The organism is Pseudomonas sp. FSL W5-0299, assembly GCF_005930655.1.
Taxonomy (GTDB): domain Bacteria; phylum Pseudomonadota; class Gammaproteobacteria; order Pseudomonadales; family Pseudomonadaceae; genus Aquipseudomonas; species Aquipseudomonas mandelii.
In genome coordinates this window covers 110,083-132,645 of sequence record NZ_RXHX01000013.1, presented here as the reverse complement: position 1 = coordinate 132,645, position 22,563 = coordinate 110,083, and the positions used below count along the sequence as shown (strand labels likewise).

22 protein-coding genes are annotated in these 22,563 nt (G+C 56.4%); 4 read left to right on the top strand and 18 right to left on the bottom strand.

The features are described from left to right. Positions 1–8: 8 nt before the first annotated feature. The 16 genes from atpG to rpmH form a co-directional block, all read right to left on the bottom strand. The gene (atpG, locus tag FHL16_RS17880; RefSeq protein ID WP_010465463.1) at positions 9–869 is read right to left on the bottom strand and encodes a F0F1 ATP synthase subunit gamma; all 861 of its coding nucleotides are present in this window, start codon (positions 867–869) and stop codon (positions 9–11) included. Between the two features lie 50 nt (positions 870–919). Continuing rightward, complete coding sequence (gene atpA, locus FHL16_RS17875; protein WP_010465465.1) at positions 920–2,464, bottom strand: F0F1 ATP synthase subunit alpha; 1,545 nt, start codon at positions 2,462–2,464, stop codon at positions 920–922. 21 nt (positions 2,465–2,485) lie between these two features. Further along, positions 2,486–3,022 (bottom strand): F0F1 ATP synthase subunit delta, encoded by a 537-nt coding sequence (locus FHL16_RS17870; protein ID WP_010465467.1) that lies wholly within the window; start codon positions 3,020–3,022, stop codon positions 2,486–2,488. A 12-nt stretch (positions 3,023–3,034) separates the two neighbouring features. Next, on the bottom strand, positions 3,035–3,505 hold the full coding sequence (locus FHL16_RS17865) for a F0F1 ATP synthase subunit B (protein WP_007948090.1): 471 nt from the start codon (positions 3,503–3,505) through the stop codon (positions 3,035–3,037). Between the two features lie 56 nt (positions 3,506–3,561). Then, positions 3,562–3,819, bottom strand: coding sequence for a F0F1 ATP synthase subunit C (atpE, locus tag FHL16_RS17860; protein WP_002555987.1), 258 nt, complete (start codon positions 3,817–3,819; stop codon positions 3,562–3,564). A gap of 133 nt (positions 3,820–3,952) precedes the next feature. Continuing rightward, positions 3,953–4,822 (bottom strand): F0F1 ATP synthase subunit A, encoded by an 870-nt coding sequence (gene atpB / locus FHL16_RS17855; protein ID WP_010465471.1) that lies wholly within the window; start codon positions 4,820–4,822, stop codon positions 3,953–3,955. Positions 4,823–4,838: 16 nt separating this feature from the next. Beyond that, the gene (locus FHL16_RS17850) at positions 4,839–5,246 is read right to left on the bottom strand and encodes a F0F1 ATP synthase subunit I (RefSeq protein ID WP_010465473.1); all 408 of its coding nucleotides are present in this window, start codon (positions 5,244–5,246) and stop codon (positions 4,839–4,841) included. 148 nt (positions 5,247–5,394) lie between these two features. Further along, positions 5,395–6,267 carry a ParB/RepB/Spo0J family partition protein gene (locus FHL16_RS17845; protein ID WP_077748853.1) on the bottom strand — a complete coding sequence of 291 codons (873 nt, stop codon included), beginning with the start codon at positions 6,265–6,267 and terminating at the stop codon, positions 5,395–5,397. Positions 6,268–6,276: 9 nt separating this feature from the next. After that, complete coding sequence (locus FHL16_RS17840; RefSeq protein ID WP_010465477.1) at positions 6,277–7,074, bottom strand: ParA family protein; 798 nt, start codon at positions 7,072–7,074, stop codon at positions 6,277–6,279. Between the two features lie 18 nt (positions 7,075–7,092). Further along, on the bottom strand, positions 7,093–7,737 hold the full coding sequence (rsmG, locus tag FHL16_RS17835) for a 16S rRNA (guanine(527)-N(7))-methyltransferase RsmG (protein ID WP_077748852.1): 645 nt from the start codon (positions 7,735–7,737) through the stop codon (positions 7,093–7,095). After that, the gene (mnmG, locus tag FHL16_RS17830; RefSeq protein WP_077748851.1) at positions 7,734–9,632 is read right to left on the bottom strand and encodes a tRNA uridine-5-carboxymethylaminomethyl(34) synthesis enzyme MnmG; all 1,899 of its coding nucleotides are present in this window, start codon (positions 9,630–9,632) and stop codon (positions 7,734–7,736) included. Before mnmG ends, rsmG begins: the two co-directional genes overlap by 4 nt. A 550-nt stretch (positions 9,633–10,182) precedes the next feature. Beyond that, the gene (gene mnmE, locus FHL16_RS17820; protein WP_010465483.1) at positions 10,183–11,553 is read right to left on the bottom strand and encodes a tRNA uridine-5-carboxymethylaminomethyl(34) synthesis GTPase MnmE; all 1,371 of its coding nucleotides are present in this window, start codon (positions 11,551–11,553) and stop codon (positions 10,183–10,185) included. A 79-nt stretch (positions 11,554–11,632) separates the two neighbouring features. Then, positions 11,633–13,318 carry a membrane protein insertase YidC gene (gene yidC / locus FHL16_RS17815; RefSeq protein WP_042932461.1) on the bottom strand — a complete coding sequence of 562 codons (1,686 nt, stop codon included), beginning with the start codon at positions 13,316–13,318 and terminating at the stop codon, positions 11,633–11,635. A gap of 2 nt (positions 13,319–13,320) precedes the next feature. Further along, positions 13,321–13,566: a membrane protein insertion efficiency factor YidD gene (gene yidD / locus FHL16_RS17810; RefSeq protein WP_010465488.1), complete on the bottom strand. Its 246-nt coding sequence runs from the start codon at positions 13,564–13,566 to the stop codon at positions 13,321–13,323. Further along, on the bottom strand, positions 13,559–13,960 hold the full coding sequence (gene rnpA, locus FHL16_RS17805) for a ribonuclease P protein component (protein WP_010465490.1): 402 nt from the start codon (positions 13,958–13,960) through the stop codon (positions 13,559–13,561). The genes yidD and rnpA overlap by 8 nt, the downstream gene beginning before the upstream one ends. 16 nt (positions 13,961–13,976) lie before the next feature. Continuing rightward, positions 13,977–14,111, bottom strand: coding sequence for a 50S ribosomal protein L34 (rpmH, locus tag FHL16_RS17800; protein WP_003213577.1), 135 nt, complete (start codon positions 14,109–14,111; stop codon positions 13,977–13,979). Between the two features lie 566 nt (positions 14,112–14,677). Here rpmH and dnaA point away from each other — a divergent pair. Genes dnaA through gyrB form a run of 4 tightly spaced genes read left to right on the top strand, consistent with a single transcriptional unit; the run spans position 14,678 to position 20,894 of the window. Continuing rightward, positions 14,678–16,198, top strand: coding sequence for a chromosomal replication initiator protein DnaA (dnaA, locus tag FHL16_RS17795; protein WP_077748849.1), 1,521 nt, complete (start codon positions 14,678–14,680; stop codon positions 16,196–16,198). Positions 16,199–16,237: 39 nt separating this feature from the next. Beyond that, the gene (dnaN, locus tag FHL16_RS17790; RefSeq protein WP_008155702.1) at positions 16,238–17,341 is read left to right on the top strand and encodes a DNA polymerase III subunit beta; all 1,104 of its coding nucleotides are present in this window, start codon (positions 16,238–16,240) and stop codon (positions 17,339–17,341) included. A gap of 20 nt (positions 17,342–17,361) precedes the next feature. Continuing rightward, positions 17,362–18,465 carry a DNA replication/repair protein RecF gene (gene recF, locus FHL16_RS17785; protein ID WP_010465495.1) on the top strand — a complete coding sequence of 368 codons (1,104 nt, stop codon included), beginning with the start codon at positions 17,362–17,364 and terminating at the stop codon, positions 18,463–18,465. Positions 18,466–18,470: 5 nt separating this feature from the next. Further along, positions 18,471–20,894, top strand: coding sequence for a DNA topoisomerase (ATP-hydrolyzing) subunit B (gene gyrB, locus FHL16_RS17780; protein WP_010465497.1), 2,424 nt, complete (start codon positions 18,471–18,473; stop codon positions 20,892–20,894). A 265-nt stretch (positions 20,895–21,159) separates the two neighbouring features. Here gyrB and FHL16_RS17775 read toward each other — a convergent pair whose 3' ends face one another. Both FHL16_RS17775 and gmhB read right to left on the bottom strand, forming a co-directional pair. After that, positions 21,160–21,939 carry a lysophospholipid acyltransferase family protein gene (locus tag FHL16_RS17775; RefSeq protein ID WP_010465499.1) on the bottom strand — a complete coding sequence of 260 codons (780 nt, stop codon included), beginning with the start codon at positions 21,937–21,939 and terminating at the stop codon, positions 21,160–21,162. A gap of 82 nt (positions 21,940–22,021) precedes the next feature. Then, complete coding sequence (gene gmhB, locus FHL16_RS17770) at positions 22,022–22,561, bottom strand: D-glycero-beta-D-manno-heptose 1,7-bisphosphate 7-phosphatase (protein ID WP_167362290.1); 540 nt, start codon at positions 22,559–22,561, stop codon at positions 22,022–22,024. Positions 22,562–22,563 lie beyond the last annotated feature (2 nt).

The following is a 22,563-nucleotide window of genomic DNA, read 5'->3' as shown; positions in this document are numbered from 1 at the left end:
TTGAACCGTTAAACCGCGGCAGCGCCGCCGACGATTTCCGAGATCTCTTGGGTGATCGCAGCCTGACGCGCCTTGTTGTAGACCAGCTGCAAATCGCTGATCAAATCACCGGCGTTGTCGGTAGCGTTCTTCATCGCGATCATCCGCGCAGCTTGTTCAGCCGCGTTGTTCTCGACCACCGCCTGGTAGACCTGCGACTCCACGTAACGGACCATCAAGCCGTCAAGCAGCTCTTTGGCGTCCGGTTCGTACAGATAATCCCAGTGGTGCTTGAGTTCCTGATCCGGGGTTGCCACCAGCGGAATCAACTGCTCCACGGTAGGCGATTGCGTCATGGTGTTAACGAATTTGTTGGACACCACGGACAGGCGGTCAATACGGCCGTCCAGGTAGGCATCCAGCATCACCTTGACGCTGCCGATCAGGTCATTGATCGACGGCTCTTCACCCAGGTGGCTGATAGCTGCTACGACGTTACCGCCGAAGTTGCGGAAGAAAGCCGCACCCTTGCTACCAACAACACACAGATCAATCTCGACGCCGTTTTCGCGGTTTACCGCCATGTCCTTGACCAAAGCCTTGAACAGGTTGGTGTTCAAGCCACCACACAGACCACGGTCACTGCTCACCACGACATAACCGACGCGCTTTACTTCACGGTCGAGCATGAATGGGTGGCGATATTCCGGGTTGGCGTTGGCCAGATGGCCAATAACCTGGCGGATGCGCTCCGCATAAGGACGGCTAGCAGCCATGCGCATTTGTGCCTTGCGCATTTTACTGACCGCCACTTTTTCCATGGCGCTGGTAATCTTTTGCGTGCTTTTGATGCTCGCAATCTTACTGCGAATCTCTTTTGCGCCTGCCATGTAACACCTATCAGGTTAGCAAGCGGGAGCCTTGCGGCTCCCGCTGCGGCTTACCAGGTTTGGGTGGCCTTGAACTTCTCGATACCGGCTTTCATGCCAGCGTCGATTTCGTCATTGAAGTCACCCTTCACGTTGATCTTCGCCATCAAATCGGCGTGATCGCGGTTGAAGAAAGCAATCAGCGCTTGTTCAAAGCTGCCGACCTTGGCGATTTCGACGTCAGTCAGGAACCCACGCTCAGCGGCATACAGCGACAGCGCCATGTCAGCGATCGACATTGGTGCGTATTGCTTCTGCTTCATCAGCTCGGTAACGCGCTGACCATGCTCAAGTTGCTTACGGGTCGCTTCGTCCAGGTCAGAAGCGAACTGGGCGAATGCCGCCAGTTCACGGTACTGAGCCAGAGCGGTACGGATACCACCGGAGAGCTTCTTGATGATCTTGGTCTGAGCGGCACCACCCACACGGGATACCGAAACACCGGCGTTCACAGCAGGACGGATCCCGGAGTTGAACATGGCCGATTCCAGGAAGATCTGACCGTCGGTGATGGAAATCACGTTGGTCGGAACGAACGCGGAAACGTCGCCAGCCTGGGTTTCGATGATCGGCAGTGCGGTCAGGGAACCGGTTTTGCCGGTCACTGCGCCGTTGGTGAACTTCTCTACGTACTCTTCCGAAACGCGGGATGCGCGCTCCAGCAGACGGGAGTGGAGATAGAACACGTCGCCTGGGTAAGCTTCACGGCCTGGTGGACGGCGCAGCAGCAGGGAGATCTGGCGATAAGCCACTGCTTGCTTGGACAGATCGTCATAAACGATCAGCGCGTCTTCACCGCGGTCGCGGAAGAATTCACCCATGGTGCAACCGGAGTACGGTGCCAGGAATTGCAGTGCTGCAGATTCCGAAGCGCTCGCTGCCACGACGATGGTGTTAGCCAGTGCGCCGTTTTCTTCCAGCTTGCGAACCACGTTGGCGATGGTCGATTGCTTCTGACCGATCGCGACGTAGACGCAGAAAATGCCGCTGTCTTTCTGGTTGATGATCGCGTCGATCGCCAGAGCGGTTTTACCGATCTGACGGTCACCGATGATCAGCTCACGCTGGCCACGGCCGACAGGAATCATGGCATCGACAGCCTTGTAGCCAGTCTGTACAGGCTGGTCTACCGACTTACGCCAGATCACGCCTGGAGCAACTTTCTCGACCGCATCGGTCTCGGTGTTGTTCAGCGGACCTTTGCCGTCAACTGGGTTACCCAGTGCGTCGACTACGCGACCCAGCAGTTCCTTACCAACCGGAACTTCGAGGATACGGCCGGTGCACTTGGCGCTCATGCCTTCAGCCAGAGACTGATAGGAGCCCAATACAACGGCACCTACGGAGTCTTGCTCCAGGTTGAGAGCCATACCGAAGACGCCGCCCGGAAACTCGATCATCTCGCCGTACATGACATCGGCCAGACCGTGAATCCGCACGATACCGTCAGATACGCTGACGACAGTGCCTTCGTTACGGGCTTGGGAGGTCACATCGAGCTTGTCGATGCGGCCCTTGATAATTTCACTTATTTCGGAAGGATTGAGTTGCTGCATTGCTCTGCTGCCCCTTCAAACTCAAGATTTCAATGCTTCGGCAAGGCTCGCGAGTTTGCCGCGAACCGAGCCATCGATAACCAGGTCGCCGGCGCGGATGACAATGCCCCCAATAAGGGATTTGTCTTCCTCGACTTGCAGGCGCACTTCCCGGTTGAGTCGTGCACTGAGAACCTTGGCGAGTTTGTCTTGCTGTTCTTGGTTCAATGCAAAAGCACTGGTCACTTCAACGTCTACCGACTTCTCTTGTTCAGCCTTGTACAGGTCGAACAGAGCGGATATCTCCGGCAAAAGCGGGAGACGGTCGTTTTCGGCAACGACGTGAATGAAGTTCTGTGCCTTGGCATCAAACTTGTCGCCGCACACGTCAATAAACGTGGCGGCCTTGTTTGCGCTCGTCAGTCGCGGGGCCTTGAGCACGCGCTGCATAGTGCCGTCTTGCGACACTGCTGCAGCCAGGCCGAGCATGGCTGACCAAGAGGCCAGTTGCTGGTGGGCCTGGGCGTGCTCGAAGGCTGCCTTAGCGTAAGGTCGGGCCAACGTGGTCAATTCTGCCATGATCGCCCTCGCTTAAATTTCAGCAGCCAGTTTGTTTACCAGCTCCGCGTGCGCGTTTTGATCGATTGTGGAACCCAGGATCTTCTCGGCGCCAGAGACTGCCAGGCTACCCAATTGGGCACGCAGCGCGTCTTTGACACTGTTCAGTTCCTGCTCGATCTCGGCCTGAGCCTGAACCTTCACACGGTCAGCGTCGATACGGGCTTTTTCAACAGCCTCTTCAACGATCTGGTTACCGCGTTTCTTGGCTTGCTCAATGATTTCGGCTGCCTGAGCTTTTGCTTCGCGCAGTTGCTGACCCGCTTTATCTTGGGCCAGCTCCAGGTCGCGAGCTGCTCGGGCGGCAGCGTCCAGTCCATCCGCGATCTTCTTCTGACGTTCGTGCAAAGCCGCGATGACCGGAGGCCACACGAACTTCATGCAAAACAGTACAAAAATGAAGAACGCAACGGACTGGCCAATCAGGGTTGCATTAATGTTCACGCCAACACCTCGCTCGTTCGTTGCACATCACACCAATTACTCGAAGGTTCGAGTAATTAGCCAGCGAGTTGACCAACGAATGGGTTCGCGAAAGTGAAGAACAGAGCGATACCAACACCGATCATGGTTACGGCGTCGAGCAGACCGGCAACGATGAACATTTTAACTTGCAGCATTGGAACCATTTCTGGCTGACGCGCTGCGCCTTCCAGGAACTTGCCGCCCAACAGGCCGAAACCAATTGCGGTACCCAGTGCGCCCAGGCCGATCAACAGTGCAACAGCGATAGCGGTTAGACCAACTACAGTTTCCATCTTTCCTCCCGACTTTTACGTCGTATGGTTTAGGTTTTTTAGATTTTAAAGCGGTAAAACAAATCGTTTCATAGCCCTGTTCGGGCCCCCACCCGTTTGACCGGATGGGACATCAGACTAGTCGAGACTGGTCTTAATGGTTCTCTTCGTGTGCCATCGACAGGTAGACGATGGTCAGCATCATGAAGATAAACGCCTGCAGGGTGATGATCAGGATGTGGAACACAGCCCACGCCCACTGCAGAACTACGCCCAGGCCGCTAAGCCAGAGCAGACCGCTGCCGAACATCACAGCAATCAGAATGAAGACCAGTTCGCCGGCGTACATGTTGCCGAACAGACGCAGTGCCAACGAGATTGGCTTGGCGATCAGTGTCACGAACTCCAGCAGGAAGTTCACCGGAATCAGCAGGGCTTGAACGAAGATGTTCTTGCTGCCGAACGGGTGCAGGGTCAGTTCGCCGATAAAGCCGCCGATGCCCTTGACCTTGATGCTGTAGAAAATGATCAACGCGAACACCGACAGGGCCATGCCCAGGGTAGCGTTCGGGTCAGTGGTGGATACGGCACGGAATGGAATGTGCGCATCACCAGTGATCAGGATGGCCAGCTGAGGAATCCAGTCGACCGGAATCAGGTCGACGGCGTTCATCAGGAAGACCCAGACGAAGATGGTCAGTGCCAACGGTGCAATCACCGGGCTACGGCCATGGAAGCTGTCTTTCACGCTGCCATCGACGAATTCGACCAATACTTCAACGAAGTTCTGCAAAGCACCAGGCTGACCGGAAGTCGCCTTCTTCGCCGCCATGCGGAAAAGAAGAACGAAGATCAGACCCAACGCGACCGACCAGCCGAGAGTATCGACGTGGAAAGCCCAGAAGCCCATTTCTTTGGCTTCTGCTGCGGTGTGGGCAAAACCCCACCCGCCAGTTGGGTGCTGACCGAAGGTCAGGTTCTGCAAGTGGTGCTGGATATAGCCCGAAGCGGTTGTTTCTGCCATGGTTGCCTCAAACGCCCTAAGGTCTCGAAAGTCTTGTTCTCATCAGCAGGGGCGCGAACCAGCTGACCAGTTGGGTCAACACGAAGACGCCGAATACAGCTAGCGGCGCCAATGGCTTCACACCTGCGAACGTCAATGCAAAGAGCACTGCCGTCAAAATCAGTTTGCCCGCCTCACCGGCATAAAAAGACCGGACGATGGCTTGGGCTGCTCGGGCGCCGGAAAACCGAAATGCCCTGTGAGCGAAATAAACATTGGGCAGCAAAGCTATCAGGCCTCCGCAGAGTCCTGAGTACCCGGCAACGACTCCGTGCCATTGCCAGAGCGCCAAAGCGGCGATCAGCAAAACGACAAACTGAGCCATTAACACCGGAAAAACTGCCAGGCGATGGAACGGCAAGCGGTTTGGCGTGCGGCTTTCCATCACAATTACTCCCCAATGGTCGGCTGCCAGAATTCAATAACTTGGCATAATTTGTGCCGACAAAATGCGCGCAGAGTATAGGGGCGGTTCTGCCCCTATTCAACCGTCAGGTAGTGATTTCCGACTGCACGCTACATGAGGAAATGTTTCAACGAATGTGCGCGAGCACACCTTGAAGCTCATCGAGGGAGTTGTAACCAATAACCAACTGCCCTTTCCCCTTCTTTCCGTGGCGGATCTGCACCGCAGAGCCTAGGCGTTCAGCCAGGCGCTGCTCGAGTCGGGCGATATCAGGGTCCTGTTTAACCGGTTCAGCAGGCTCCTGTTTGCCACTCAACCACTGGCGAACCAGTGCCTCGGTTTGGCGCACCGTCAGCCCTCGTGCGACAACATGTCGCGCCCCTTCAACCTGTTGATTCTCCGGTAAACCGAGCAAAGCACGCGCATGACCCATTTCCAGGTCGCCGTGCGACAGCATGGTTTTGATAACTTCCGGCAACGCGATCAAGCGTAGCAGGTTGGCCACGGTCACGCGGGATTTGCCCACAGCTTCGGCGACTTGCTGCTGAGTCAGCTGGAATTCCTGCTGCAAACGCTGCAAGGCCACGGCTTCTTCGATGGGATTGAGGTCTTCGCGCTGGATGTTCTCGATCAGCGCCATGGCGATCGCGGTTTCATCCGGCACATCGCGAACCATCGCCGGGATGGTTTCCTGGCCAGCCTGCTGGCTGGCGCGCCAGCGGCGTTCACCGGCGATGATTTCAAAGCGACCGCTACCAATCGGACGCACCACGATCGGCTGCATCACGCCCTGGGCCTTGATCGACTGCGCCAGTTCTTCCAGCGCCTGAGGATCCATGTCCCGTCGCGGCTGGTACTTGCCGCGCTGGATCAGGTCCAGGGGCAGGTGCTGCAGCTCACGCTGATCGGCCTGGACCGCTTGTTCTTCCAGCGAGCTGACAGTCGGACCACTCAGCAGTGCATCCAGTCCACGTCCGAGACCTCGTTTCTTGACGGCCATGGGGATTCCTTAAGTTGCCTGAGCGGCGGCGGTGCGTGAGTTTTTGCGTTGACGACGAACAAGCTCGCCGGCCAACGCCAGATAGGCGATAGCGCCACGCGATGCTTTGTCGTAGGCCAGCGCCGGCATGCCATAGCTAGGTGCTTCGGCCAGACGGATGTTGCGCGGGATGACGGTGTCGTACAGCTGCTCGCCGAAGTGCTCCTTGAGCTGCGCCGATACATCGTTCATCAGGCTCAGGCGCGGGTCGTACATGGTCCGCAACAGGCCTTCGACTTTCAGATTCGGGTTGAGCAATTCAGCGATACGCTTGATGTTATCCACAAGGTCGCTCAAACCTTCGAGCGCGAAGTACTCGCACTGCATGGGGATAATTACCCCGTCAGCTGCAACCAACGCGTTCAGCGTCAGCATCGACAACGACGGCGGGCAGTCGATCAAAATGTAATCGTAGTTTTCACGGATCGGCGCCAACGCACTGCGCAGGCGACTTTCCTTCATCTGCATTTCCAGCAGAACCACTTCGGCTGCAGTCAGGTCACGGTTGGCCGGCAACAGCTGGTATCCGCCGTGCTCGGAGTAGTGCATGGCCTCAGCCAGGTCACACTCGCCGATCAGCAGGTCGTAGACCGAGTTTTCCAGCCCGTGTTTATCCACACCGCTACCCATGGTGGCGTTGCCCTGTGGATCGAGGTCGATCAACAGCACCCGGCGCTTGGTAGCGACCAGGGATGCTGCGAGGTTGATGCAGGTGGTGGTTTTACCCACACCACCTTTCTGGTTCGCTATCGCGAATACCTTAGCCATTCTTGCTTGTGTTCCCAATCATGCCGTGCGGCGCAGTATCAGCAGATGGCGTTGGCCTTGGCAACCAGGTACGGCCAGGGCGTGTTCGCTATCGAGGTGGAAGTCTGCCGGCAATGCTACCAGCTCATCAGCCGGATGAACGCCCTTCATTGCCAGCCAGCGTGTATCGGCATCGCCCAAGTGGCGAGTCCAGTTGCTGAAGTTTTCCATGCTGCTGAACGCCCGGGAGATGATCCCGTTGAATGGCTGGGCAGGCTGGAAAGCTTCTACTCGACTGTGGATAACTTGCAGGTTATCCAGTTTGAGTTCGAGTTTGACCTGGGTCAGGAAGCGGGTTTTCTTGCCGTTGCTGTCCAAACAGGTCACTTGCGAGTCTGGAAACAGGATGGCCAACGGAATACCCGGCATGCCGCCGCCGCTGCCAACGTCCAGCCAGCGACCATTCTCGACAAACGACATCACGCTCAAACTATCGAGCAGATGACGGGAGACCATTTCGTCCGGATCGCGCACGGCAGTCAGGTTGTAAGCCTTGTTCCATTTGATCAACAGGGCCAGGTAGCCCAGCAGCTGCGCATGCTGGGCTTCTGTCAGCGTGACACCGAGCTGGCGAGCGCCTGTGGATAACTCTTCGGCATGTTGCGAGGTGACCAACGAACTCAAGCGCTTTGCTCCAACTGACGGCCCGCGCCGCGTTTTTTCAAATGAATCATCAACAGCGAAATCGCTGCCGGCGTGACACCCGGGATACGTGACGCCTGGCCCAAAGTCTCTGGACGGGTCGCGCCGAGCTTGCTCTGGATCTCTTTTGAGAGACCGGAAATGTTTGTGTAATCGATATCCACAGGCAGTTTTGTATCTTCGCTGGCCCGCAGGCGAGCGATTTCATCCTGCTGGCGATCGATGTAGCCGGCGTACTTGGTCTTGATTTCGACCTGCTCGGCGACTTGTGGATCTTCCGCGCCGCCACCGGTCACGGCGATCAGACCAGCGTAGTCGATTTCCGGACGGCTCAGCAGGTTGAGCAAATTGTATTCGTGAGTCAGCGGCGTACCGAACTTCTCGGAAATCGCATCGCCCTGCTCAGTGCCCGGGCGGACCCAGGTACTTTTCAGGCGCTGTTCTTCAAGGTCGATGCTTTCGCGTTTCTTGCAGAAGGCCGCCCAACGCGCGTCATCCACCAGACCCAGCTCGCGACCTTTTTCGGTCAGACGCAGGTCGGCGTTGTCTTCACGCAGGATCAGGCGGTACTCGGCACGGGACGTAAACATCCGGTACGGCTCTTGAGTACCGAGAGTAATCAGGTCGTCGACCAACACCCCGATGTACGCCTCGTCGCGACGCGGGCACCAGGCATCTTTGCCCTGCGCGCGCAGAGCCGCGTTGGCGCCAGCCAGCAAACCCTGGGCGCCGGCTTCTTCGTAACCAGTGGTGCCGTTGATTTGCCCGGCGAAAAACAGACCGCCGATGACTTTGGTTTCGAGGCTGTACTTCAGGTCACGCGGGTCGAAGTAGTCGTACTCGATGGCGTAGCCAGGACGAACAATGTGCGCGTTTTCCATGCCGCGGATCGATTGCACGATCTGCAGTTGCACGTCGAACGGCAAGGAGGTGGATATCCCGTTCGGGTACAGCTCGTGCGTAGTCAAACCTTCCGGCTCGATGAAGACCTGGTGGCTTTCCTTGTCGGCAAAGCGGTGGATCTTGTCTTCGATCGACGGGCAATACCGCGGGCCGATGCCTTCGATCAGCCCTGCATCGGAATACATCGGAGAACGATCGAGGTTGGCGGCAATGATTTCGTGGGTGCGAGCGTTGGTGTGGGTAATCCAGCAGCTCACCTGTTTCGGATGTTGCTCTTTGGAACCCATGAAGGACATTACCGGGATCGGTGTATCGCCTGCTTGCTCGGTCATCACCGAGAAATCCACAGAACGACCGTCGATTCGCGGTGGCGTACCGGTTTTCAGGCGACCGACTCGCAGCGGCAATTCACGCAGACGATGAGCCAGGGCGATCGATGGCGGATCGCCGGCACGGCCACCGGAGTAATTCTGCAAGCCGATGTGGATAAGTCCACCGAGGAAGGTGCCAGTGGTCAACACCACGGAATCGGCGAAGAAACGCAGACCCATCTGGGTGACAACACCGCGCACTTGTTCCTGCTCGACGATCAGGTCATCAGCAGCTTGTTGAAATATCCACAGGTTCGGCTGGTTTTCCAAAGCTTCGCGGACAGCGGCCTTGTACAGAACCCGGTCTGCCTGAGCGCGAGTCGCTCGTACGGCCGGACCTTTGCGGCTGTTCAACACGCGAAATTGAATACCACCTTTGTCGGTAGCCATGGCCATCGCGCCGCCGAGGGCATCGATTTCTTTCACCAGATGGCTTTTACCGATCCCACCGATGGCGGGGTTGCAACTCATGGCACCGAGGGTTTCCACGTTATGCGTCAACAACAGGGTTTTTGCACCCATACGTGCTGAGGCCAGTGCTGCCTCGGTACCGGCATGACCGCCGCCGATGACGATCACTTCAAAACGGGAAGGGAAATCCACCACGCACCTCGTGCCTGCTTCAGTTAGGTAATCAGGAATAGTTTGAGCTCAGGTTTCTGGACCTGGTCGACAAGTATAGGGACTTCGCCCTTCCTAAAGAACCCTTTGCACAAAATTTAACCAGCTGTGGAGAAGTCGGGGTTATAGAAATTAAAAAGAGAGAAATTTATTAAATCTTTGTTTTTATGTTTATTTCTACTGAGTCACATTTCTGTGGATAGATCGCTACAAGCCTTTATATTCAATATGTACAGCGATTCAAAACCCTGTGGTCATGTGCCAAGGAGGCCCTTGGATAACCGGTTTAAGCCTGTGGATGAAAGGGGTGGTTATCCACAGGGGCGGTTATCTTCAGTTTTCACGCCCTGTTATCAACTGCCCTTAGTGGCACTTACTCACAGGGCTTAATCCACAGATAAATGCTGATCGAGCAAATTCCGGACACGGAAAATCCGCTCAAGCAGAAAGAATCTGCTCGGCACTGGAGGAAATTTAAGGCAAGGGAGGGAACAGACAGGCGCGAACGGCCTGTCTGTGAATATCGGAAGGACTATTTACCGATGCAGAAGCTGGAAAAAATACGTCCCAGCAGATCATCCGAGCTGAATGCGCCGGTGATCTCACCCAAAGAGTGCTGAGCCTGGCGCAAATCTTCCGCCAGCAGCTCACCAGCACCCGCCAGAGTCAACTGCGCACGGCCATGCTCAAGGGATGCGCTGGCGTGTCGCAACGCATCAAGGTGACGCCTGCGTGCACTGAAGCTGCTTTCCGAAGTCTGCTCGTAACCCATGCAGGCCTTGAGATGTTCGCGTAGCAATTCCAGCCCCATACCGCCAGATTTGGCACTAAGGCTGATGGTGACGTGGCCATCGTCACTGACTTCCAGGGCAATCGCTTCTCCCGTCAGGTCAGCCTTATTACGGATCAGCGTAACTTTTGCCGGATCCGGGCGGATTTCAAGGAACTCCGGCCATAACGCAAACGGATCAAGTGCCTCAGGAGCGGTCGCATCGACCACCAGCAACACCCGATCTGCTTCGCCGATGGCTTTCAACGCCCGCTCGACGCCGATTTTTTCCACCTGGTCATCGGTATCCCGCAGACCGGCGGTGTCGACCACGTGCAACGGCATGCCATCGATGTGGATATGTTCGCGAAGAATATCCCGGGTGGTGCCGGCAATCTCGGTCACGATCGCGGCTTCTCGACCGGCCAAGGCATTCAGCAGGCTGGACTTGCCGGCATTGGGTCGGCCGGCAATGACCACGGTCATCCCGTCGCGAAGCAAGGCACCTTGCCCGGCTTCACGAAGCACTGTGGATAATTCATCGCGCACTTTGTCGAGCATGGCCAGTACGTGGCCGTCGGCCAGGAAGTCGATTTCTTCTTCCGGGAAATCGATCGCAGCCTCGACGTAGATGCGCAGGCCGATCAACTGCTCGGTGAGGTTATGCACACGCAAGGAGAATGCGCCTTGCAACGAACGCAGTGCATTTCGCGCAGCCTGTGCAGAACTGGCCTCGATCAAGTCGGCAATGGCTTCCGCCTGGGCCAGGTCGAGCTTGTCGTTGAGGAAGGCGCGTTCACTGAATTCTCCTGGCCGAGCCAGACGACAGCCCAGTTCCAGACAACGTTTGAGCAGCATATCGAGAACAATCGGCCCGCCGTGCCCCTGCAGTTCAAGCACATCTTCGCCGGTGAAGGAGTTCGGTCCCGGAAAATACAACGCGATGCCTTCGTCCAGCACCTCTTCGTTTTCGTTGAGAAACGGACCGTAGTGGGCAAATCGAGGTTTCAATTCCCGACCGCTGATCGCCCTGGCAGCAATGCTCGCCAACGGCCCGGAAATACGGACGATGCCCACACCGCCGCGACCTTGAGCGGTGGCGACAGCTGCGATGGTTTCCCGAGGAACGCTCATAAACCAGTACCCAGACAAAAGTGACAGATAGCAAAACGCCCCACTAGGGGGCGTTTTGAGTGGTTATCCACAGTGTAAATCAGGCAGCTGCTTTGGTAGCTGCTTCAACTTTACGAGTGATGTACCACTGTTGGGCGATGGACAGGCAGTTGTTCACAACCCAGTACAGCACCAGACCAGCCGGGAACCACAGGAAGAAGAAGGTGAAGATGATTGGCATCAGCTTCATGACCTTCGCCTGCATCGGATCCGGAGGAGTCGGGTTCAACTGCTGCTGGATAAACATGGTTGCACCCATGATGATCGGCAGAATGAAGAACGGATCCTTGATCGACAGGTCAGTAATCCACAGCATGAACGGCGCTTGGCGCATTTCAACGCTTTCCAGCAGAACCCAGTACAGCGACAGGAAAACCGGCATCTGCACGAGGATTGGCAAGCAACCACCCAGCGGATTGATCTTCTCTTTCTTGTACAGCTCCATCATGGCTTGCGACATTTTCTGCCGATCATCGCCATGTTGCTCTTTCAGCGCAGCCAGTTTCGGTGCCACTGCACGCATGCGCGCCATGGATTTGTAGCTGGCAGCCGACAGCGGGAAGAAAATCCCCTTGATCAGCATAGTCAGGAAGATGATCGACCAGCCCCAGTTACCGATCAGCGCGTGGATGTGTTGCAGCAGCCAGAAGATAGGCTGGGCAATGAACCACAGAATGCCGTAATCGACGGTCAATTCCAGACCTGGGGACAACTCTTTCAGCACAGCCTGGCTTTTTGGACCGGCGTACAGAACAGCGCTGACTTCGGCTTTTGCACCTGGTGCAACGGTCACTGCCGGAGCGGTGTAGCCGATGATGTAGTTGCCTTTGCTGTCTTTACGGGTCTGGACGAGGTTGTTTTCGCCCTTCGCCGGAATCCACGCGGTCACGAAGTAGTGTTGCAACCAGGCAACCCAACCGCCGTTAACGGTTTCTTTCAGCTGAGCCTTGTCCATGTCCTTCATCGACACTTTCTTGTACGGCTCGTTACTTGTCCACAGGGCGGCGCCCAGGTAAGTCGCGGTGCCGGTGGCAGTGCTGGAAGAAGGATCGGAGCTGGCGTCACGCTTCAGCTGGGCGAACATCGCACCCGACCAAGGCTTGGCGCTTTCGTTGTCGATCAGGTAGGAAACGGTTACGTCATACAAGCCACGTTTTACGGTGAAACGCTTGATGTAGTTGACGCCGTCCTTGCTGAACTTGAGGTCCACGACCATTTGGTCCTGACCGTCAGCCAGTTGGTAGATCTTCTTCTCGGAGGAGTAAACCGGGCGACCGGCTGGACTTGCGTCCGGACCGTCGGTGCCGATCAGACCGCTCTGGGCCAGATAAGTCCGCTCGTTGCCGTTATCGAACAACTGGAATGGAATTTCCGGATGGTCCTGGCGACGTGGATACAGCGGCAACGTCAGTTGGGCAACATCACCACCTTGTGGATCGATAGCCAGGTTGAGCACATCCGTTTTGATCTGGATGAGGTCTTTGCTTACAGCCACTGGTGTTTCAGTAGGTGCAGTTGCACTGGTATCACTTGGTGCGCGTGGAATGTCGTCACTGACAGAAGCATTATTGCCAGTCGCCGTGTCCGGTAGGCCCGGTGCGGTAGTACTGGAAGCAACATTCTGAGTCGGCAGGGCAGCCTGGCCATAGTCCTGGTTCCATTTAAGAACCATAACGTAGGACACGATTGCCAGGGCGACGATCAGGATCGTGCGTTTGATATCCATGATTACTCGGCCATCGAAGAAGAACGGGAGGTAGGGATAGGTGGAACCGGGTCATAACCACCGGGATTCCACGGATGACAGCGACCTAAACGACGAAAGGTCAGCCAGCCACCGCGCAGAAGGCCATGATTTTCTATGGCTTCATACGCGTAGCAGGAACAACTGGGGTAGAAACGACAGTGACTGGCCATCAGAGGACTAATGGCATAGCGATAAAACTGGATCGGAACGAGTGCCAGTTTACGCATCGGGACTGTCTACCCCTACAGTTTCGGTTTTGACTGCTGGTACCGGCTTGCTACGTGCCAGACGCTTCCAGAGCTTGCCGAAATGCTGAATCAATTCGGGGTTTTCTACGTCACCCAAACCTTTGCGCGCGACGATAACGATGTCCCAACCGACCAGTGAATCCTGGTTCAGGCGAAACGATTCGCGCATCAGACGTTTGAGGCGATTGCGCTCGACGGAGAGCTTTACGCTCTTTTTCCCGATAACCAACCCGAGACGGGGGTGATCAAGATCGTTGTTGCGCGCAAGGAGCAGGAGATTTTTCCCCGGAACCTTGCCGGTAGGGGAGTCAAAGACTGCCTTGAAATGCCGGGGAGTAAGCAGACGCTTTTCCCGACTGAAGTCCTGACTCACCTCCAGTGCCGGATTATCAAACTGCCAGACGCGCACGACCTTTGGCGCGACGACGCGACAGGACGGCACGACCGTTCTTGGTAGCCATGCGAGCACGGAAACCGTGGGTACGAGCGCGTTTGATAGTGCTTGGTTGGAAAGTACGTTTCATTGTCGTGTTACCTGGTTCGTCCACAACGGGCCGGAATGGCCCCCGTTTTAAGAGACCGGGGATTCTAGAGAAAGCAAGCCTCTAGGTCAATTTCCAACCAGCGTTTCCTTATAAATAGATCTCCAGGCCTTTTCTCGTCCGCACGCCTTCGCTAGATATAGAAATAAAAAAGGAAGTTATTTAAAGCTTTTTTATAAAGCTTATAAAAGCTAGGGAGGCGGTCATCTGTGGATAACTACCTTCAGACCTTCTATCCCGTGCTGTACAGAGAATGACAACTACGGTGGAAAACAGGGGGCAGCCTGTGCTGCACTGTCGGATAAGCTGTGTGTGGAATGGCCAGTTATCCACAGGCGTGTTATCCACCGAGTTTCACCCCCACTTGTCCAGTGCCCTCATGGGCGGTTATCCACAGAGCTTATGCACATACCATTGGTCGCCTTTTTGGCGGTTAACGCGTTGATAATTCATGGCCTGTGCGCAACCTGCATGTGGATAAGTGGGCGTCTGGCCGCTACAATGGCCGCTTGTTTTTGCCTCACCGGCTTTCAACTTAGGGGATATCCGTGTCAGTGGAACTTTGGCAGCAGTGCGTGGAGCTTTTGCGCGATGAGCTGCCTGCCCAACAATTCAACACTTGGATCCGTCCACTACAGGTCGAAGCCGAAGGCGACGAGTTGCGTGTCTACGCACCGAATCGTTTTGTTCTCGACTGGGTCAACGAAAAGTACCTGGGCCGCGTCCTTGAACTGCTGGATGAGCATGGCAATGGCATCGCGCCCGCGCTCTCCTTATTAATAGGCAGCAAACGCAGTTCGGCACCGCGTGCGGCACCAAATGCACCGTTGGCCGCCGCTGCTTCCCAGGCTCAGGCCGCTCAAGCGCCTGTCAGTGCTCCAGCGCCAGCCCCGGCGACCGCACCGACCAAGCGTGCGACGCAAAAAGTGGCGGAGGTCAGTGAAGAGCCGTCTCGCGACAGCTTCGACCCGATGGCCGGCGCCAGCTCGCAACAGGCTCCTATTCGGTCCGAGCAGCGCACGGTGCAAGTCGAAGGCGCGCTCAAGCACACCAGTTACCTGAACCGCACGTTCACCTTCGAAAACTTCGTCGAGGGTAAGTCCAACCAGCTGGCCCGGGCTGCGGCCTGGCAGGTCGCGGATAACCCCAAGCACGGTTACAACCCGCTCTTCCTTTATGGCGGCGTCGGCTTGGGTAAGACTCACTTGATGCATGCTGTGGGTAACCATCTATTAAAGAAGAACCCGAATGCCAAGGTCGTGTACCTGCACTCGGAGCGATTCGTCGCCGACATGGTCAAGGCCCTGCAGCTGAACGCGATCAACGAGTTCAAACGCTTCTACCGTTCGGTGGATGCGCTGCTGATCGATGACATTCAGTTCTTCGCTCGCAAAGAGCGGTCCCAGGAAGAGTTTTTCCACACCTTCAACGCCCTGCTTGAAGGTGGCCAGCAGGTCATTCTTACCAGTGACCGCTACCCGAAAGAAATCGAAGGCCTTGAAGAGCGCCTTAAATCCCGCTTCGGCTGGGGCCTGACGGTTGCCGTCGAGCCGCCGGAGCTGGAAACCCGCGTCGCGATCCTGATGAAAAAGGCTGACCAGGCCAAAGTCGATCTGCCACACGATGCGGCGTTCTTTATTGCCCAGCGTATCCGCTCCAACGTCCGTGAGCTGGAAGGCGCGCTTAAACGCGTGATCGCACACTCGCACTTCATGGGCCGCGACATCACCATCGAGTTGATTCGCGAATCCCTGAAAGACCTGTTGGCGCTGCAAGATAAATTGGTCTCTGTGGATAACATTCAGCGCACGGTCGCCGAGTACTACAAGATCAAGATTTCCGATCTGCTGTCCAAGCGTCGTTCTCGCTCGGTCGCACGTCCGCGTCAGGTTGCAATGGCGTTGTCCAAAGAGTTGACTAACCACAGCCTGCCAGAAATCGGCGATGTGTTTGGTGGCCGCGACCATACGACCGTTTTGCACGCCTGCCGCAAGATCAACGAACTTAAGGAATCCGACGCGGACATCCGCGAGGACTACAAGAACCTGCTGCGTACACTGACTACTTGATGAACACCAGCGCAGCTTATTAAGGCAAGGGACTAGACCATGCATTTCACCATTCAACGCGAAGCCCTGTTGAAACCCCTGCAACTGGTCGCAGGCGTCGTCGAGCGCCGACAGACCTTGCCGGTGCTCTCCAACGTGCTGCTGGTTGTCGAAGGCCAGCAACTGTCGCTGACCGGTACCGACCTGGAAGTCGAGCTGGTCGGTCGTGTGCAACTCGAAGAGCCTGCGGACCCGGGTTCCATCACTGTGCCTGCGCGCAAGCTGATGGACATCTGCAAGAGCTTGCCGAACGATGCGCTGATCGACATTAAGGTCGATGAGCAGAAGCTCGTCGTGAAGGCCGGTCGTAGCCGCTTCACCCTGTCGACCCTGCCGGCCAACGATTTCCCTACGGTCGAAGAAGGCCCTGGCTCGCTGACTTGCAGCCTGGAGCAGAGCAAGCTGCGTCGTTTGATCGAACGCACCAGCTTCGCCATGGCCCAGCAGGACGTGCGTTATTATCTGAACGGCATGCTGCTGGAAGTGTCCGAAGGCATCATCCGCGCCGTGGCCACCGACGGTCACCGTCTGGCGATGTGCTCGATGAAGGCCGATATCGGTCAGCCGGATCGCCATCAGGTCATCGTGCCGCGCAAAGGTATCCTTGAACTCGCGCGATTGCTGACCGAGCCGGACGGCATCGTCAGCATCGTGCTGGGTCAACACCACATCCGCGCGACCACCGGCGAGTTCACCTTCACTTCGAAACTGGTCGACGGTAAATTCCCTGATTACGAGCGCGTTCTGCCAAAAGGCGGCGACAAGCTGGTACTCGGTGATCGCCAAGCGCTGCGTGAAGCATTCAGCCGCACTGCGATCCTGTCCAACGAGAAGTACCGCGGTATCCGACTGCAATTGGCCAACGGCCAGCTGAAAATTCAGGCGAACAACCCGGAGCAGGAAGAAGCTGAAGAAGAGGTCGGCGTCGAGTACAACGGCGGCAATCTGGAAATCGGCTTTAACGTGAGCTATCTGCTCGACGTGCTGGGCGTGATGACCACCGAGCAGGTTCGCCTGATCCTGTCCGACTCGAACAGCAGTGCGCTGGTGCAAGAGTCCGACAACGATGACTCGGCCTACGTTGTCATGCCGATGCGTCTGTAATCATGCTCAGCAGAAGCTAGATGTCTTTAAGTCGCGTCTCGGTCACCGCGGTGCGTAATCTGCACCCGGTGACCTTCTCCCCCTCCCCCCGAATCAATATTCTTTACGGCGCCAACGGCAGCGGCAAAACCAGTGTTCTGGAAGCCATTCACCTGCTGGGGCTTGCCCGTTCGTTTCGTAGCACCCGATTGTTGCCCGTCATTCAGTACGAGCAATTGGCATGCACCGTATTCGGGCAAGTTGAATTGGCCGAGGGTGGCCATAGCGCGTTGGGGATATCTCGAGACAGGCAGGGCGAGTTTCAGATTCGCATCGACGGCCAGAACGCTCGCAGTGCGGCGCAACTGGCGGAGATCCTGCCGCTTCAGTTGATTAACCCGGACAGCTTCCGCTTGCTGGAAGGCGCACCGAAGATTCGTCGGCAGTTTCTCGACTGGGGTGTGTTCCACGTGGAACCGCGATTCATGTCCACCTGGCAGCGCTTGCAGAAGGCCCTGCGCCAGAGAAACTCTTGGCTGCGGCATGGTACACTTGACGCCGTTTCGCAAGCGGTTTGGGACAGGGAACTGTGCCAGGCCAGCGCTGAAATAGATGAATACCGCCGCGCTTACATCAAAGCCTTGAAACCAGTCTTTGAACAGACCTTGAGCGAACTGGTTGAGCTCGAGGGTTTGACGCTCAGCTATTACCGCGGTTGGGACAAGGACCGGGAGTTGAGTGCTGTGCTCGCCGGGTCCCTTCAGCGGGATCAGCAAATGGGTCATACCCAAGCCGGACCACAACGTGCTGATTTGCGCCTTAGGTTGGGTGCACATAACGCCGCGGACATCTTGTCCCGTGGTCAGCAGAAGTTGGTGGTCTGTGCATTGCGGATTGCCCAAGGGCACCTGGTAAGCCAGGCCCGACGCGGCCAGTGTATTTATCTGGTGGATGACCTGCCGTCCGAACTGGACGAGCACCACCGTCGCGCGCTTTGCCGCTTGCTGGAAGACTTACGCTGCCAGGTGTTTATCACCTGTGTAGATCATGAATTATTGAGGGACGGCTGGCAGACGGAAACGCCAGTCGCTCTGTTCCACGTGGAACAGGGCCGTATCACCCAGACCCACGACCATCGGGAGTGAAGGCATTGAGCGAAGAAAATACGAATACCTACGACTCAACGAGCATTAAGGTGCTGAAAGGCCTGGATGCCGTCCGTAAACGTCCTGGTATGTACATTGGTGACACCGACGATGGCAGCGGTCTGCACCACATGGTCTTCGAGGTAGTCGACAACTCCATCGATGAAGCGCTCGCTGGCCACTGTGACGACATCAGCATCATTATCCACCCGGATGAATCCATCACCGTTCGCGACAACGGTCGTGGCATCCCGGTAGACGTGCACAAAGAAGAAGGCGTTTCGGCAGCCGAGGTCATCATGACCGTGCTGCACGCCGGCGGGAAGTTCGACGACAACTCCTACAAAGTATCCGGCGGTCTGCACGGTGTAGGTGTTTCGGTGGTCAACGCCCTGTCCGAAGAGCTGGTCCTGACCGTTCGCCGCAGCGGCAAGATCTGGGAACAGACGTACATTCACGGCGTTCCGAAAGAGCCGATGAAAATTGTTGGTGAGAGCGAAACCACCGGCACCCAGATCCACTTCAAACCGTCCGATCTGACCTTCAAGAATATCCACTTCAGCTGGGACATCCTGGCCAAGCGGATTCGTGAACTGTCCTTCCTCAACTCCGGTGTCGGTATCGTCCTCAAGGATGAGCGCAGCGGCAAGGAAGAGCTGTTCAAGTATGAAGGTGGCCTGCGTGCGTTCGTTGAATACCTGAACACCAACAAGACTCCGGTCAACCAGGTGTTCCACTTCAACATCCAGCGCGAAGACGGCATCGGCGTGGAAATCGCCCTGCAGTGGAACGACAGCTTCAACGAGAACCTGTTGTGCTTCACCAACAACATTCCACAGCGCGATGGCGGTACTCACTTGGTGGGTTTCCGCTCCGCACTGACGCGTAACTTGAACACCTACATCGAAGCGGAAGGCCTGGCGAAGAAGCACAAGGTCGCGACCACCGGTGACGATGCCCGTGAAGGCCTGACCGCAATCATTTCGGTGAAAGTCCCGGATCCGAAGTTCAGCTCTCAGACCAAAGACAAGCTGGTGTCTTCCGAAGTGAAGACCGCGGTCGAACAGGAAATGGGCAAGTACTTCTCCGACTTCCTGCTGGAAAACCCGAACGAGGCCAAACTGGTCGTCGGCAAGATGATCGACGCGGCTCGCGCTCGTGAAGCGGCGCGTAAAGCCCGCGAGATGACCCGTCGCAAAGGCGCGCTGGATATCGCCGGCCTGCCGGGCAAACTGGCTGACTGCCAGGAAAAAGACCCTGCCCTGTCAGAACTGTACCTCGTGGAAGGTGACTCTGCTGGCGGCTCCGCCAAGCAGGGTCGCAACCGCCGGACCCAGGCCATCCTGCCGTTGAAAGGCAAGATCCTGAACGTCGAGAAGGCGCGCTTCGACAAGATGATCTCTTCGCAAGAAGTGGGCACCTTGATCACCGCGCTGGGCTGCGGCATCGGCCGCGACGAGTACAACATCGCCAAGCTGCGTTACCACAACATCATCATCATGACCGATGCTGACGTCGACGGTTCGCACATCCGTACCCTGCTGCTGACCTTCTTCTTCCGTCAGTTGCCGGAACTGATCGAGCGCGGCTACATCTATATCGCTCAGCCGCCGCTGTACAAGGTCAAGAAAGGCAAGCAAGAGCAATACATCAAAGACGACGACGCCATGGAAGAGTACATGACGCAGTCGGCCCTGGAAGACGCGAGCCTGCACCTGAACGAGGATGCTCCGGGTATTTCCGGACCTGCCCTTGAGCGTCTGGTGAACGACTTCCGTCTGGTAATGAAGACTCTCAAGCGTCTGTCGCGACTGTACCCACAGGAACTGACCGAGCACTTCATCTATCTGCCGGCTGTCAGTCTGGAGCAATTGTCTGATCATGCAGCGATGCAGAATTGGATGGCCCAGTACGAAGTCCGTCTGCGCACTGTCGAGAAGTCTGGCCTGGTCTACAAAGCCAGCCTGCGTGAAGACCGTGAACGTAACGTCTGGCTGCCAGAGGTCGAACTGATCTCCCACGGCTTGTCGAACTACGTCACCTTCAACCGCGACTTCTTCGGCAGCAACGATTACAAAACCGTTGTATCCCTGGGCGCTCAACTGAGCACCTTGCTGGACGACGGTGCGTACATCCAGCGTGGCGAGCGCAAAAAGCCGGTCACCGAGTTCAAGGAAGCCCTTGAATGGCTGATGGCTGAAAGCACCAAGCGTCACACCATCCAGCGATACAAAGGTCTGGGCGAAATGAACCCGGATCAGCTGTGGGAAACCACCATGGACCCAAGCCAGCGCCGGATGCTCAAAGTGACCATCGAAGACGCCATTGGCGCAGACCAGATCTTCAACACCCTGATGGGTGATGCGGTCGAACCTCGTCGTGACTTCATCGAAAGCAACGCCTTGGCGGTGTCTAACCTGGATTTCTAATCCGGCAGCTGACTGCTAATTGAAAAAGGCCAACGCTCAGCGTTGGCCTTTTTTTATACCTTCAAAGATGATCGCAGAGCCAAACACATCGCAAATCGCAGGCATAAAAAAACCGGCTATATCAGCCGGTTTTTTTGCGCCCGAAAAAAACTTATGCACCATTTCCGGAGTTTTATGAGTTTAAGAAATATATATATAAATCATAAAGATACGATCACAAAACGTTAATTTTCGGTAAAACGGTACACAGGTTATCCACAGAATCTCAGACAGCCACTTGATCGTTGGCCGAGGGGGCAGCTGGGGCGGCTGGCAGCGAACCCATTTCCCGCTGCATCTGTTCGTTCCAGCTCTGCACACGGTCATTCAGATCGGCAATGGCGCGCGGCCCACTGCCCACGGCGTACATCGGCTCGCCAATGATCACGGTGATGACGCCCTGCTTCTTCGCCCAACCGGTTTTCGGCCAGAACTTGCCGGCATTGTGCGCAATCGGCAGGACTGGAAGTGCGGCATTGACCGCCAATGCGGTGCCACCGCGTGAGAACTTGCCGATGGTGCCATAAGGAACGCGAGTCCCTTCGGGGAAGATCAGCACCCAGACGCCATCCTTCAGCAATTCATGTCCCTTCTTCGCCACATGCTTGAGCGCAGCTTTCGGATTGTCGCGGTCGATAGCGATCGGTCGCAACATGGCCATGGCCCAGCCGAAGAATGGCACGAACAGTAATGAGCGCTTGAGCACTTGGCTCAATGGCTCGAAGTAGGCAGAGAGAAAGAAGGTCTCCCAGGTGCTCTGGTGGTTCGACTGAATCACGCAGGGCTGGTCAGGCACGTTCTCGGCGCCCCTTACTTCGTAGCTGATGCCCAGAAAGACTTTGCTCAGCCACAAGGCGCAACGGCACCAGTACACATTGATGAAGCGATACCGCGCCTTGAACGGCAGAAACGGCGCGATTAAAAAGCTCAGGCTGCACCAAAGCAAGGAGCTGGTGCCCAGCAGCAGGTAAAAGAGGAAGGTTCTGATGGCCTGCAGTATCGACATGGCGACATTTACCGTTGCGGGCACTGCCCGCCTATTCAAGCGCACTCCCGATCAATCCTTGGTCAGGAACAATCGAAGCACTCTAATTGTGGATAAGTTCTGCGGCAATCGCCGCAAGATCGTCAAAAATCAAGGTGCCCACCGGCAGGGTCTTGCCCAGAGTCTTTTCGCCTTTCCCGGTCTTTACCAAAACTGGCTGAGAGTCGACGGCTTTGGCGGCTTCCAGGTCACCAAGGGTATCGCCGACGAACCATAGATGAGTCAGCGATACGTTGTAATGAGCGGCGATGGTTTTCAACATCCCGGGTTTTGGCTTGCGGCAATCGCAGCCGTCGTCCGGCCCGTGCGGGCAGTAGACAATCAGCCCGACCTCGCCGCCCTGCTCCGCCACCAACGAACGCAAGCGCTCGTGCATAGCGTCCAGGGTAGCGATGTCATAATAGCCGCGAGCGATGCCCGACTGGTTGGTAGCCACCGCCACCGTCCAGCCGGCCTTGCTCAACTGCGCGATGGCTTCGATCGAACCGGGGAGCGGAATCCACTCCTCCACCGACTTGATGTAAGCGTCGGAGTCGTAATTGATCACCCCGTCCCGATCGAGAATCAGCAGTTTCAACAGCAGTC